This window comes from Jannaschia seosinensis (assembly GCF_001408515.1).
GTDB classification, from domain to species: Bacteria; Pseudomonadota; Alphaproteobacteria; order Rhodobacterales; family Rhodobacteraceae; genus Jannaschia; species Jannaschia seosinensis.
In genome coordinates this window covers 1-13,305 of sequence record NZ_CYPR01000231.1, presented here as the reverse complement: position 1 = coordinate 13,305, position 13,305 = coordinate 1, and the positions used below count along the sequence as shown (strand labels likewise).

General features: G+C 64.5%; 11 protein-coding genes. 4 read left to right on the top strand and 7 right to left on the bottom strand.

Annotated features, from left to right (window positions below):
• Nucleotides 1-76: 76 nt before the first annotated feature.
• Nucleotides 77-1,471: a cysteine--tRNA ligase gene (gene cysS, locus JSE7799_RS17690; RefSeq protein ID WP_055664791.1), complete on the bottom strand. Its 1,395-nt coding sequence runs from the start codon at nt 1,469-1,471 to the stop codon at nt 77-79.
• Between the two features lie 182 nt (nt 1,472-1,653).
• Between cysS and JSE7799_RS17685 the strand changes: the two genes are divergently transcribed.
• A complete protein-coding gene (locus tag JSE7799_RS17685; protein WP_055664790.1) occupies nt 1,654-2,478 on the top strand; it encodes an isocitrate lyase/PEP mutase family protein in 825 nt (274 codons plus the stop codon).
• 9 nt (nt 2,479-2,487) lie between these two features.
• Here the strand turns inward: JSE7799_RS17685 and eda are convergent, their stop codons facing one another.
• The 3 genes from eda to hisI all read right to left on the bottom strand — a co-directional run bounded on the left by eda (nt 2,488) and on the right by hisI (nt 5,459).
• Nucleotides 2,488-3,120: a bifunctional 4-hydroxy-2-oxoglutarate aldolase/2-dehydro-3-deoxy-phosphogluconate aldolase gene (eda, locus tag JSE7799_RS17680; RefSeq protein WP_055664789.1), complete on the bottom strand. Its 633-nt coding sequence runs from the start codon at nt 3,118-3,120 to the stop codon at nt 2,488-2,490.
• Between the two features lie 48 nt (nt 3,121-3,168).
• Complete coding sequence (edd, locus tag JSE7799_RS17675; RefSeq protein WP_055664788.1) at nt 3,169-4,974, bottom strand: phosphogluconate dehydratase; 1,806 nt, start codon at nt 4,972-4,974, stop codon at nt 3,169-3,171.
• A gap of 122 nt (nt 4,975-5,096) precedes the next feature.
• Complete coding sequence (gene hisI, locus JSE7799_RS17670) at nt 5,097-5,459, bottom strand: phosphoribosyl-AMP cyclohydrolase (protein WP_055664787.1); 363 nt, start codon at nt 5,457-5,459, stop codon at nt 5,097-5,099.
• A gap of 77 nt (nt 5,460-5,536) precedes the next feature.
• Between hisI and JSE7799_RS17665 the strand changes: the two genes are divergently transcribed.
• Nucleotides 5,537-5,995: an iron-sulfur cluster assembly scaffold protein gene (locus JSE7799_RS17665; RefSeq protein WP_055664786.1), complete on the top strand. Its 459-nt coding sequence runs from the start codon at nt 5,537-5,539 to the stop codon at nt 5,993-5,995.
• 47 nt (nt 5,996-6,042) lie between these two features.
• Entirely contained in the window at nt 6,043-7,452 is a 1,410-nt protein-coding gene (locus tag JSE7799_RS17660) for a methyl-accepting chemotaxis protein (RefSeq protein ID WP_055664785.1), read from the top strand.
• 209 nt (nt 7,453-7,661) lie between these two features.
• Here the strand turns inward: JSE7799_RS17660 and JSE7799_RS22085 are convergent, their stop codons facing one another.
• The 3 genes from JSE7799_RS22085 to ligA form a co-directional block, all read right to left on the bottom strand.
• Nucleotides 7,662-7,787 carry a hypothetical protein gene (locus JSE7799_RS22085; protein WP_275934909.1) on the bottom strand — a complete coding sequence of 42 codons (126 nt, stop codon included), beginning with the start codon at nt 7,785-7,787 and terminating at the stop codon, nt 7,662-7,664.
• A gap of 109 nt (nt 7,788-7,896) precedes the next feature.
• Nucleotides 7,897-9,981, bottom strand: coding sequence for an ATP-dependent DNA helicase RecG (gene recG, locus JSE7799_RS17655; protein ID WP_055664784.1), 2,085 nt, complete (start codon nt 9,979-9,981; stop codon nt 7,897-7,899).
• Nucleotides 9,978-12,221 carry an NAD-dependent DNA ligase LigA gene (gene ligA, locus JSE7799_RS17650; RefSeq protein WP_055664837.1) on the bottom strand — a complete coding sequence of 748 codons (2,244 nt, stop codon included), beginning with the start codon at nt 12,219-12,221 and terminating at the stop codon, nt 9,978-9,980. Before ligA ends, recG begins: the two co-directional genes overlap by 4 nt.
• Nucleotides 12,222-12,425: 204 nt before the next feature.
• Between ligA and JSE7799_RS17645 the strand changes: the two genes are divergently transcribed.
• On the top strand, nt 12,426-13,305 hold an 880-nt coding region (locus JSE7799_RS17645), incomplete at its 3' end, for an IS1380 family transposase (protein ID WP_055664783.1).

Here is a 13,305-nt window from a genome sequence, read left to right as displayed (position 1 = left end):
CCGCCGGACAGGATCGCTGCCTTTGGGTGTGACCGGGGGAACTTGCGGCTCCAAGCTGCTGTCGGTCGCAAAAGCGTCATGCCAATTCCTCCAATCGGGCAGGGTCGAAGCCGGGACCGGGTTCCCAGCCCCTGCCCTTGCCGTCGGTTACGATCACGCCCGCCGCAAGGAGCGCATCGCGCAGAGCATCGGCTCGGGCCCAGTCCTTTTCGGCGCGGGCAGCGCGGCGTGCGGAGAGAACGGCCTCGACGACGGTATCGGCGTCGCCGGCCTCGGCCCAGCCGCCAAGAGCGGGCGAAAGCAAACCCATGAGCCTCGCGGAGGCAGCCAATGCCGCGCCATCGCCGGCCTTTGCCAGCCGGTGCAGATGCGTTATCGCCCCCGGCGTGTTCAGGTCATCGCGCAGCGCATCGAGAACCTCCGGATCGGGGGCTCCGCCTTCCTCGGCCATGCCGCGCCAGCGGCGCAGGACCCGCTCCGCCTCCTGCGCCTTCTCCTCCGTCCAATCCATCGGCTTGGAGTAATGCGTCGACAGGAACACGAACCGGATCACCTCGCCCGGGACGCCGCGATCCAGAAGATCGCGCACGGTGAAGAAGTTGCCGAGGGATTTCGACATCTTCTTGCCCTCGACGAGCAACATTTCGTTGTGCAGCCAGTAGCGTGCGAAGCCCGCACCCGGATCGGCGCAGCAACTCTGCGCGATCTCGTTCTCGTGATGCGGGAAGAGCAGGTCGTTGCCGCCCCCGTGAATGTCGAAGGCCGGACCGAGCAGCGCCTTCGACATGACGGAACATTCGATGTGCCAGCCGGGCCGCCCCCAGCTCCAGGGCGACTCCCATCCCGGCTCACCCTCGGCGGACGGTTTCCAGAGAACGAAGTCCATCGGGTCGCGTTTGTAGGGCGCAACTTCGACGCGGGCCCCCGCGATCATGTCCTCGGTGGAACGCCCCGACAGCGCGCCGTATTCGGGAAAGCTGGTCACGGAAAAAAGGACGTGCCCCTCGGCCGCATAGGCGTGGCCGCGATCGATCAACGTCTCGATCATGAGGACCATATCGGCGATGTGATCGGTCGCGCGCGGCATATGCGTCGGCTCCAGGGTGCCGAGCGCGGCCATGTCCTCGAGATACCATTCCGTCGTCTCGGCAGTGATGGCATCGATCGGCCGGCCCGTCTCTTGCGCCCGGGCGATGATCTTGTCGTCGACATCGGTGAAGTTGCGCACGTAGGTCACGTTTTCCGGCCCGAGGTCGTGACGCAGCAGGCGGAACAGCACGTCGAACACGATCGTCGGTCGGGCATTTCCCAGATGCGCGCGGTCGTAGACCGTGGGCCCGCAGAGATAGAGGCTTGCGCGGCCGGGGTCGCGGAATACCACATCCTCGACGCGGCGGGTCATCGAATTGCGCAGGCGGATCGTCAACGGACGGCTCCTTTCGTAGTGGCGGGAAGGGCGTCCGGAAGGCATATTGCGGGCACCCGTGACGGCCCGCCGATCAGGTCAGCGGGCGGAAATGATGCGAATTGAACAAATCTTGCCCATGCTCGGCCCGTAGCACGTAGGGCCGCGCCGCGACAACCCGGATGAACCGGGTTTCCTTGCCGGGCCGATACACGCATTCAGGGGAGGCAAGCACGAGGAGGCACGCCATGACGTTTCGAGACCTTCACCGCCCGGGCACGCCCTTCGTGCTGGCCAACGCATGGGATGTCGGGTCGGCGCGGATGCTGGTCGCACTGGGGGCGCAGGCGGTAGCAACGTCGTCGGCGGCGCATGCCTTCACCCGCGGGCTGCCCGATGGGGGGCGTCTTGGCCGGAGCGAGGCAATCGCGCATGCGAAAGACATTGCCGCCCATGTCGGCGTTCCCGTCTCGGCGGATCTCGAGGACGGCTACGGCCCGGAACCGGCCGATTGCGGCGACACGGTAAACGAGGCCGCCTTGGCCGGGCTTGCCGGGTGCAGCATCGAGGATGTGGCGCCGGACGGCTCCGCCTATACGTTCGCCGCATCCGTCGCGCGGGTGGAGGCCGCGGCGGCGGCGGCGCGACGGGCACCGCATGATTTTGTGTTCTGCGCGCGGGCCGACGGGGTGATGACGGGCGCCTACGATCTGGACGAGGCGATCCGGCGGCTGCAGGCGTTCGAGACCGCCGGGGCGGACGTGCTTTACTGTCCGATGCCGGGCGGGATGGAGGACTTGCGGCGCATCGTGGCCGCCGTCTCCGCGCCGGTGAATGCCTTGGCCGCAGGGCCGTGGACGCGAGAGACGAAAGCAGGGTTTGCGGCGGCAGGCGTGGCGCGAATATCGCTCGGCTCGGCGCTGGCGCGGGCGACGCACCGGGTGATCCGGGATGCGGGACGGGCCATCTTTGAAGACGGTCATTTCAGCGGGTTGGGCGGAATCGAATCCGATGAGGTGAACGCGCTTCTGGAGGCGGGGCGTGGGGAGGGAAGCGACCCCCTCTCCCTCTGATCCCGCGCGTCAGCCTGCCGCTTCGCGCGCCAGTGCCTCGATCTTGGCCCAGTCGCCCTTCGCCACCGCATCCTTCGGCGCGACCCACGACCCGCCGACGCAGATCACGTTGCCCAGCGCGAGGTAATCGCCCTTGTTCTGAGGCGTCACGCCACCCGTCGGACACCAGGCGATCTGCGGGATCGGCGCGCCGATCGCCTTCAGCGCGGGTGCCCCGCCCGAAGCCTCGGCCGGGAAGAACTTGAGCATGTCGTAGCCCTTCTCCAGGAGCGCCATCGCCTCCGTCGCCGTCGCGGCACCGGGCAGGAGCGGCAGGCCTGCCTCCTCGCAGGCCCGCAGGAGCAGACCGGACGCGCCGGGCGAGACGCCGAAGGTCGCGCCGGCCTCCTTGGCCGCACGGACATCCTCGGGGGTCAGCAAGGTGCCCGCACCGACGATCCCGCCCGGAACGGCGGACATCGCGCGGATGCAGTCGAGCGCGGCGGGCGTGCGCAAGGTGACCTCCAGCGCCGGTAGCCCTCCAGCGACGAGCGCCTCGGCAAGGGGCGCGGCCTGATCCGCGTCATCGAGCACGAGCACGGGGATGACCGGCGCGCGGGCGGCGATGTCGCGAGCGACCTTGGACTGATCTGCGGGGGTCATGTCTGCTGCTCCGGTGTATTGCTTGAAGGTCTTGTGGCGCGGGTTGCGTCAGATGACGACCCCTGCCCCGCGATCGGAACGTCCGGCCGTGGCGCGGAAGAGGGAGAACAGTTCTCGCCCGAGCCCCATTTCGTTTCCAGTGAGGTCGGGGTGCACAATCTCCCGCTCGGCCACGCCCTCGTTCAGCACCTCGAGCTTGCCGTTGGCGGCATCGACACGAACGATATCGCCGTCCTGCACCTTGGCGATGAGACCGTCGAGGAGAGCCTCCGGGGCGACATGGATCGCGGCCGGCACCTTGCCCGAGGCCCCGGACATGCGACCGTCCGTGACCAGCGCGACCTTGTGACCCCGGCTCAGCAGGACCGACAGGAGCGGCGTGAGCGCATGAAGCTCCGGCATCCCATTGGCACGCGGCCCTTGATAGCGGACGACGACAACCACGTCGCGGTTCAGCTCTCCGGCGCGGAAGGCCTCCTTGACCGCAGCCTGATCGTGGAAAACCCGGGCGGGTGCCTCGATATGCTGCAATTCCTCTGCGACGGCGGAAATCTTCATCACGCCGATGCCGAGATTGCCGCGCACCTGCTTCAGACCGCCGGTCTTGGCAAACCCGTTTTCCGGCGTGTTCAGAATGCGGTCGTTCTGGGTCTCGCGCGGACCCGGCTCCCACTTCACCCGGTCGCCATCGAGTTTGGGTTCGGTCGCATAGGCCGACAATCCGCCTCCCGCGACGGTGCGCACGTCCTCGTGCAGCAAGCCCGCCTCGAGCAGGTGCCCGATCATGAAGGGCAGCCCCCCCGCCGCATGGAAGTGGTTCACGTCGGCGAGACCGTTGGGATAGACCCGCGCCATCAGTGGCGTCGCCTCAGACACGGCGTCAAAATCCGCGCAGGTCAGTTGAACGCCCGAGGCGCGGGCCATGGCGATCAGGTGCAGGACGAGGTTGGTCGAACCGCCGGTGGCCATAAGCCCCACCAGACCGTTCACATAAGCACGCTCGTCAAGAATATCGCAGACGGGGTTATAGGCGTTGCCGAGCCCGGTCATCTCGCTCGCCCGGACGACGGCCGCGTCGGTAAGCGCATCCCGAAGCGGCGTGTCCGGGTTGACGAAGGACGCGCCGGGCAGATGAAGCCCCATGAACTCCATCAGCATCTGGTTGGAGTTGGCGGTACCGTAGAAGGTGCAGGTTCCCGGCCCGTGGTAGGACGCCATTTCGGCTTCCATGAGTTTGTCCCGGCCGATCTTGCCCTCGGCGAATTCGCGACGGATGCGGGCTTTTTCTTCGTTGGGAAGGCCCGACGGCATGGGACCCGCGGGCACGAAGATGCCGGGCAGGTAACCAAACGTCGCCGCGGCGATGACGAGGCCCGGCACGATCTTGTCGCAAATGCCCAGATAAAGCGCCGCGTCGAACGTATCGTGGCTGAGCGCGACACCGGCGGCGAGGGCGATCACATCGCGCGAGAAGAGGCTGAGCTCCATTCCCGCCTGCCCTTGGGTGACGCCGTCGCACATCGCCGGCACGCCGCCCGCAACCTGTGCGGTCGCGCCCGCTTCGCGCGCGGCGGCCTTGATGCGATCCGGATAGGTGCCATAGGGCTGGTGCGCCGAGAGCATGTCGTTATAGGCCGTCACGATCCCGATATTGGGCACCCGATCGGCGGCGAGATCGCCCTTCTGATCTTGCATCGCGGCATAGGCATGCGCTTGATTGCCGCAATCGAGATGCGCCCGCCGCGGCCCCTGCTCCGCCTGCGCGCGCATCCGCTTGAGATATCCGTCGCGGCTGTCGCGGGACCGTTCGCGGATACGGTCGGTGATTTCATCGATTCGGCTGTCGAGCGGCATGGGTCTCTCCTTCGCGACAGGAATGCCCCGTTAGCGTTAACGGTTCAAGCCTCGATCCCCGAGAGGCTGCGAGGTGCAGGATCCCGTCCCGGGATCTGCCGGGGCGACCAGCCGGTGCATCCTCAGCCACCCGGTGCCATCGTCACGACCTCGTCATTGTCGCGAACGGCGGTGTAGAAACATGTGCGGCGGTTCGTGTGGCATGCGGGGCCAGTCTGATCGACCTGCAGCAGCAGACAATCCCGATCGCAATCCACGCGCATTTCCACGAGGCGCTGTACGTGACCGGAACTTTCGCCCTTAACCCAAAACGCCTGCCGCGAACGCGACCAGTAGGTGACGCGTCCCGTCTCCAGGGTTTGGGCCACGGCGTCGACGTTCATCCAGGCGAGCATGAGCACCTCGCCTGTTTCCTGATCCTGTGCGATGGCGGGGATCAAGCCATTCGCATCGTAGCGCAAGGTCGCGGGGTCGAAGGGGGTCACGGTGTCGCCTTTGCAATCGGGTCTCGCGCTCCTAGTTAAGCGAAGCGTGCCCGCGAGGGAACCGACCGGGAGGGTGCATGTCCGACTCAGATCTCATCAAGCTCTATTCGGGGCGAATTCTTGCGCTGGCCGCCGATATGCCGGCAACGGATCCGATTGCGGACCCGCAGGTGACAGCGCGGAAACGATCTCCGCTTTGCGGCTCGACCGTGGCAGTTTCGATGAATCTCGACGACGAAGGGCGGATCAAAGCCTACTTTCAGGACGTGAAAGCCTGTGCGCTCGGTCAGGCATCGGCGGCCGTGTCGGGTGCGGCGATGATCGGCCGGTCGGAGGACGAGGTGCGCAACGTGCGCGATAATCTGCGCGCAATGCTCAAGGAGGGCGGGCCGGTTCCGGATAACCCCTTCGACGGCTTCGAAGTGCTGGTGCCCGCCCGCGACTATCGCAATCGTCATGCGTCTATACTGCTGGCACTCGACGCGACCGTGGACGCCTTCGAAGCTGCCCGGAGGGAGGCATTAACCGCGCGCTAATCACTGGCTGATAATCTAGTTTGAATTGGAGACCGGGGACAGCCGCCATGAACCAGAGCCTGCGCGTGATTGCGGCCGAACCTAACGGGCCAAGCCTGTCCGAAGAAATCACGCCGCTGGGCTACCTGATCACCGATCTCGCGGCTTTTGTGGATGGTATCGGCAAGACGGCGCAGGCCAATCTTGACCAGATCGACAGGCTTCGTGACGTTCGGGAGCGGCTATCCTCAGCAATTGCCACACTTCGAGACGGGTTCGAGGGTCTATCGCGCACCGCCGGCGACACGTCGACATCGGCAAAAGCAAGACTTGCCGCGATCGAGGCGAACAGCCTGCGCTGGCGCAAAATTTCGGAATGGGGAACGGGTATTGCTCCGCGCATGCGCGAGCTCGACGAGTCGCTCCGCTCAGTGGTGGAGAGCAATGCGGAAATCACCCAAATTGCACGGCAGGTAAATATTCTCGCGGTCAATGCTTCGATTGAAGCTGCCCGCGCCGGCGAAGCCGGTCGCGGTTTTGCCGTGGTTGCCGAAGCCATCAAGGAACTTTCGCGCAAGACCGCATCAGCCGCACAAGGAATAGAGGCATCTATTGGATCGCTGGAGAAATCGACCCGTTCAATACGCGAAGAGAGCGAGGCGATCAGCCCGCAATTTGCCGAAAGCATTCAATCGGTCGCAGGAACCGTGCAGGCCGTAAGCAACATCGCCGCTGACATGGCGGCGGCCCGCGAACAGATCGAGGCGATGGACGGAACGGTTGCGGAACTCGGCTTTTCGGAAGACGATGTGCAATCCGTCTGCGACGGGATCGAGACCGGAGCCCGACACGCCGCGACCGAGGTGGCGGAGGCGCATGAGCGCTCGGCTGTCATGATGAATCGCTGCGAGCGATTGCTTCAAAGGGCAGCAGAAGTCGAGGTGGACGGTCCGGATCGTAAATTTATTGAACATGCCGCACGCGTCGCGAAGCAGGTCGAGGATGCCCTGACCGACGCGGTCTTGTCCGGTCGAATTTCGACCGCTGCATTGTTCGACATTGGTCACATCCCAATTCCGGGGACGAATCCCGCTCAACACGAAGCGCGCCATCTCGCGGTGACGGATCGCGTTGTTCCGCCAATTATAGAGGCTGCCCTTACCTTTGATGAACGGGTTATATTCTGCGCCCCGTGTGATCGGATCGGCTATATTGCAACGCACAACAAGAAGTTTTCGCGGCCGCAGGGCCCGGACCCCGCGTGGAATGCGGCACATTCGCGCAATCGTCGCATTTTCACCGACCGGACGGGCAAAAAAGCTGGCGCCAACCGGTCGCCGTTCCTGATGCAACTCTACCGCAGAGACATGGGAGAACAGGGCATGGTGATGATGAAGGATATCTCTGTCCCGATTATCATCCAAGGGCGGCACTGGGGCGGGCTGCGTTTGGGCTATCGAAACGACACCGCAACCTGATTGGCGGCGTCTCGAAAAAACCGCCGCACTCCGTGGTGCGGAGGCGGCGGCAAGGGAGCGTTCCATACCGCTCGGGCAGGGACGATGGCCGGGGAAGCCGATCGATGAAGCAGGCTGCGCCGGAAAAGGGCGCAACGAGCAATCCGATCTAAGGAATGGGGAACGGAGATCGGAGATGGAAGCGGTGGAACGCCGGGCAGTGACGCAGATCAGGCGATGACAGACGGAAGATGAAGCAGGCCCAGGAGCAATGTGACAAGCCAGACGCCACCTACAATATCGGTCAGGGGCTCTCGCTCGATGCGCAGCCATCCCTGCTTGATCGTTTTGGACATTTCGACCTCCTTGCCTGCTGTTTCGTTGCGCATTTGTTCTCATTTCCTAAACGGAAAGTAAAGAACTTTATGAGAACATTTGCGTCGGCGTCTGAGGCCCTCCTGGTCCCTATCCCACCGACAGCAGGCGCAGCGCCCGATCCTGTTCCGTTAACCACAGGAGCATCCTGGCCGCCTGCCCTCGCTGAGTCTCAAGCTTTGGATCAGAGGCCAGCAAGGCACGCGCATCCCGACTGGCCAGTTCCATCAGCCCGGCCTGCCGATCCAGATCGGCCACGCGAAACCGCGGCAATCCGGACTGGGCCGTTCCGATGACATCTCCCGCACCACGCAAGGCGAGATCTTCCTCGGAGATGCGGAATCCATCCTCCGTCTCGCGCAGGATCCGGAGCCGTGCCTCCGCCGTTTCGCCCAGAGGCGCACGGTAGAGCAGCAGGCATGTCGAGGCGGCAGCCCCTCGCCCGACCCGGCCTCGAAGCTGGTGAAGCTGCGCCAGTCCGAAGGTTTCCGCGCGCTCGATAACCATGATCGATGCGTTCGGCACATTGACGCCAACTTCGATCACGGTCGTGGCCACGAGCACACCTGTCTCGCCACTGACAAACCGCGCCATCGCGGCGTCCTTTTCCGCCGGCGGCATTCGCCCGTGCACAAGGCCGACAACGCCCTCACCCAAGGCCGTACGCAGGGAGCGAAACCGCTCTTCGGCCGACGCGGTGTCGACGATCTCCGACTCCTCCACGAGAGGGCAGACCCAATAGGCTTGGCGTCCCTCGGCGACGGCGGACCGCAGGCGCGCGACCACATCATCCATTCGGCCAACGGGAACAGTCGAAGTCGTCACGGGTGTCCGGCCAGGCGGCTTTTCGTCGAGCGCCGAGAGATCCATGTCTCCGTACTGCGTCAGCGCAAGCGAGCGGGGGATAGGCGTCGCCGTCATGACAAGCACATCGGCTTCGGCGTTCTTTTCGCCCAACAGCATCCGCTGACGTACGCCGAAGCGATGCTGCTCATCGATGACCGCAAGGCGCAGGTCGGCAAATGTCACGTCACGCTGGAATACGGCATGGGTCCCCACGAGAACCTGAATTGCGCCTGACTCGATGGCGTCCAACTTTGCCTGACGCTCCCTGCCTTTGTCGCGCCCCGTAAGCAGTTCAAGTACGACACCGGCCTGATCCGCGAGTTCGCGCAAGCCCTCCGCATGCTGACGCGCCAGGATCTCCGTCGGCGCCATCAATACGCCTTGCCCGCCCGCCTCTACCGCAGTCAGTAGGGCCATCATCGCCACAAGGGTCTTTCCGGAGCCCACATCGCCCTGAAGCAACCTGTTCATCCGGCGCGGGGCCGCCATATCGGCTTCAATCTCACCGAGACTCCGCTGTTGCGCGCCGGTCGGCCGAAAAGGTAGCGCGTCGAGAACCTTGCGGCGAAACCGTCCGTCACCTTCTGTCGTGCGGCCGCGGCGTTTGCGGTCCGATGCGCGGGCAAGGGCAAGCGTCAGCTGGTGCGCGAAGAGTTCATCATAAGCCAGCCTCTGTCGCGTCGGTGTCGTCGCCGAAACGTCCCGGGCATCCTGCGGATGGTGCGCCGCCCGCACCGCCTCGTCGAAGGCTGGCCAGCCGCGCTCTGCCATCAGCGCGGGATCGATCCACTCGTGCAGGGCGGGCATCCGTTCCAGCGCACCGGCCACCGCGCGCGCCATTACCTTCGACGTCAGCCCGCTCGTCAGTGGATAGACCGGCTCATAAGCCGGCAGATTGTCGCCCTCGACGAGGACGTGATCGGGATGCGGCATCTGCGCAAGGCCGTCGTAGAGCTCCACCTTGCCCGACAGGACCCGTCGCTTGCCCTGCGGCAGTGACCGTTCGTGCAACTCCGCCGCGCCGCGGAAATAAACAACCTGAAACCGAGTTTCCGCGTCCTCGACTTCGATCCGGTAAGGACGCCCGCGCGTCGTCGGCGGCATGTGGCGGCCGACCGTCACGGTAACCGTCGCAATCCCCGGCAGCGCAACGTCGCGGATTGATCCGACAAGCGTGCGATCAATCCCGCCGGTCGGCAACGTGAACAGCAAATCCTTCGGATGGGCGATCTGGAGGTTCGCCAGAAGCTTTGCCGTCTTCGGACCGATGCCAGGCAGCGTTTCGATTCCGGCGAAGAGCGGAAAGAGCCGCTCCGGCCGTCCGCTCACGCCCGGCCCGCGAGTGAGAGCCAAGCCTTCTCGTCGATTGTGTCGATGCCCAATTCGGCGGCTTTGGCGCCTTTGGATCCGGCATTCGCTCCGGCAACGACGAGGTCCGTCTTGGCGGAGACCGAACCCGAGACTTTCGCACCAAGCGCCTCTGCCCGCGCCTTGGCCTCCTGCCGGGTCATCTGCTCCAGAGTGCCGGTGAACACGATTGTCAAGCCGGCGACCGGGCTGGTCGCATCCGAGATTTCCGGCGGCTTCGGATCGAGCTGGGCGAGCAGCGCATCGATCGCTGCGCGCTCCCGCTCTGCTGACAGCGCATCACAGATGGCGAGGGCCAGTGTTGCACCGATGCCGTCGATGCCGGTCATGTCGGCCCATGCTGCGCGCGCCTCGTCGTCGACAGAGGTCAAAGCCTTCGCGCGCGCTTCCGAAATACGCGCGCGCCGGCCTTCTTTCGTCGCGGCAAGGCGCTCCGCGATCACGGCTTCTTCGGCAACGCGATGCGCAGCAGCGGCCGGCGCTGCGGCATCGGCGGCGGCCGCAAAGGCATCCCATGAGCCGTAGTGACGGGCGAGATCGCCGCCCGCCACCTCGCCCAGATGTCGTATACCAAGTGCGAAGAGCAGACGCGAAAAGTCCTGCGTCCGCGCCGCTTCAATCGCGCGGAAAAGATTTTTGGCGGAGGTGTCTCCCCAACCTTCCAGGGCGGCGACACTTTGGAGGCCACTCTCGAAACGGTCTCTTAAGGTAAAAATATCGGCAGGCTCCCGAATCCAGCCGAGGTCGTGAAACCGCTCGATCTCCCTGTCGCCCAATCCTTCGATGTCCATCGCAGGACGCGAGACAAAGTGCTTGAGCCGTGCGATGCGCTGGGCCGGACAGATGAGGCCGCCGGAGCAGCGGCGCACACTTTCCCCCGGCTCGCGCGGCGCCGGACTGCCGCATTCCGGACAGGTCTCCGGATAGTCGTACGGCACGGCATGCTCCGGTCGTGCAGAAACATCGACGTCGCGCACCTTTGGAATGACGTCGCCGGCACGGTAGATTTCCACCCGGTCGCCCACGCGCAAATCGACGCCGCCGCGAATGGGGACGCCGGCATTGTCGCGGCCCGCGATGTAATCCTCGTTATGAAGGGTGGCATTGGAGACCACGACCCCGCCAACTGTCACCGGATCCAGGCGTGCGATCGGCGACAGAGCTCCGGTGCGCCCCACGTTGATGTCGATCGCGACAAGCCGGGTCCAAGCTGTTTCGGCGGGAAACTTGTGCGCGATGGCCCAGCGAGGCGTGGTGGATCGGTAGCCGAGCCGCTGCTGATACGCGAGATTATCGACCTTATAGACGACGCCGTCGATGTCGTAGCCGAGTTCCGCCCGCCTTGCTGCAATGGCCCGATATTGCGTCAGCAGGGCCTCGGGGCCGTTGCAGCGCCGCGTCTCGGGATTGGTAGCGAACCCCAGCGCAGCGAGCCGGACGAGTGCGTCGAACTGCGTCTCGGCAAGCAGCTCAGACAATGCTCCCCAAGCATATGCGAAAAAGCGTAGCGGGCGCATCGCGGTAATTGCAGGATCGAGTTGGCGCAGGGAGCCAGCGGCCGCGTTCCGCGGATTGGCAAAGATCTTACCGCCCTCTTCGGCCTGAGTGGCATTGAGAGCGGCAAAATCGGCATGCGTCATATAAACTTCGCCGCGCACTTCCAGAACTTCGGGAGCATCATCTAGAGTTTCGGGAATATCCTCAATGGTGAAAGCATTGGCGGTCACGGCCTCACCCGTGACACCGTCGCCACGCGTGGCCGCATAGACCAGCCGTCCCCGTTCATAGCGCAGAGAAAGGCTCAGACCATCGATCTTGGGCTCGGCCGTGTAATCCAGTTGCGCATCAGGACCCAAGTCCAGAAAGCGGCGGATACGTGCATCAAATTCGGCGACGTCATTCTCGTCGAACGCGTTGCCAAGAGAAAGCATTCTGACTTCGTGGCGTACTTTGCCAAAGCCTTCGGCGGGTGCCGCCCCGATCTGCTTTGTCGGGCTGTCCGTGGTGGCAAGATCCGGAAACCGGGCTTCGATATCAGCGAGTCGAGCCTTGGCGGCGTCGTAGGTGGCGTCGTCAATGACGGGAGCATCGTTCCTGTGATAAGCCTCATTGGCCTCGGTGAGGAGCTTCGAAAGTCGCTCTACCTCAGACGCCGCCGCTGGCAGGTCGAGCGCACTGGGTTCAAATGCCGCGTTCTCCATGTCCGCCCGTTCCGTCAATCCGGTCCTCCTTCTGCCTAGGAGGGTGATAGGGCCGCTTACTTCCGCTTTCCACCGATTCGAGATTGCGGTTACTTAACCCGGATAATTCACGAGAAGGCGGCGGAGGTGGCGTAACCGTCTGAAACTCTGTATTTTTTGGTTATCGACGCCAAAGATTCAGATTTCAGCAGGACGACCTCCGCCATGACCCAGTCTACGTGCTCCACGCCCCGCCTGTCACCCCTCAATGGCAAGCCGGTCCTGCTCGGGTTTGACGGCGCCGACATGAGCTCCGACGCCGGCCTGACCCTGCTGCGCGAGATCGAGCGCAGGGCGGGTCTGGCGCAGCGGCTCGCAGATTGCCTGCACGATCCGCGTGACCCGGCGAAAGTTCAGCATAGCCTGAGCGACATCATCCGGTTCCGGATCATGATGATCGGGGCGGGATACGAAGACGGCAACGACGCGGCGGCCCTGCGGAACGATCCCAGCTTCAGGATCGCGCTGGAGCGTGGCCCGGAAACAGGGCCGGCCTCGTGTTCGCAGCCGACGATCTCGCGCATGGAGAACCTGCCCGACGCCCGCGCCCTTATCCGCATGGGCCACGAGATGATCCGGTTCTACTGCCACTCGTTTGCGCGCCCCCCAAGCCGGATCGTGCTCGATATCGATGATACCTTTGACGCGGTGCATGGCCACCAGCAGCTGCGCCTGTTCAATGCGTTCTACGACGAGTTCGGCTTCCAGCCGATCGTCGTGTTTGACGGCGAAGGCCGGCTCGTGGGGACACTGCTGCGCCCGGCCCGCCGCCCCAACGGGGCCGAGAGCGCGGCCCACATCCGCCGGTTGATCCGGCAGATTGCCAGGCATTGGCCCGAGACAGAAATCCTGCTGCGAGCCGACAGCCACTACTGCACCCCGCAGGTTCTGGACCTGTGTGACAGGCTCGGGCTGCGCTATGTCTTCGGTTTGTCAAAGAACGGCCGTCTGGCGCAGAACATCTCGGCTCTGGAAGCGTCGACAGCGGCGCGCTACGCCCGAACGCCGGGCCAGAAGCTGCGCCGGTTCAAAACCTTCTCCTACG

Coding starts and splice junctions, on each gene's coding strand:
- cysS (WP_055664791.1), bottom strand. CDS start 1,471: ATGCCTTCCGGACGCCCTTCCCGCCACTACGAAAGGAGCCGTCCGTTG.
- JSE7799_RS17685 (WP_055664790.1), top strand. CDS start 1,654: ATGACGTTTCGAGACCTTCACCGCCCGGGCACGCCCTTCGTGCTGGCC.
- eda (WP_055664789.1), bottom strand. CDS start 3,120: ATGACCCCCGCAGATCAGTCCAAGGTCGCTCGCGACATCGCCGCCCGC.
- edd (WP_055664788.1), bottom strand. CDS start 4,974: ATGCCGCTCGACAGCCGAATCGATGAAATCACCGACCGTATCCGCGAA.
- JSE7799_RS17665 (WP_055664786.1), top strand. CDS start 5,537: ATGTCCGACTCAGATCTCATCAAGCTCTATTCGGGGCGAATTCTTGCG.
- JSE7799_RS17660 (WP_055664785.1), top strand. CDS start 6,043: ATGAACCAGAGCCTGCGCGTGATTGCGGCCGAACCTAACGGGCCAAGC.
- JSE7799_RS22085 (WP_275934909.1), bottom strand. CDS start 7,787: ATGTCCAAAACGATCAAGCAGGGATGGCTGCGCATCGAGCGAGAGCCC.
- ligA (WP_055664837.1), bottom strand. CDS start 12,221: ATGGAGAACGCGGCATTTGAACCCAGTGCGCTCGACCTGCCAGCGGCG.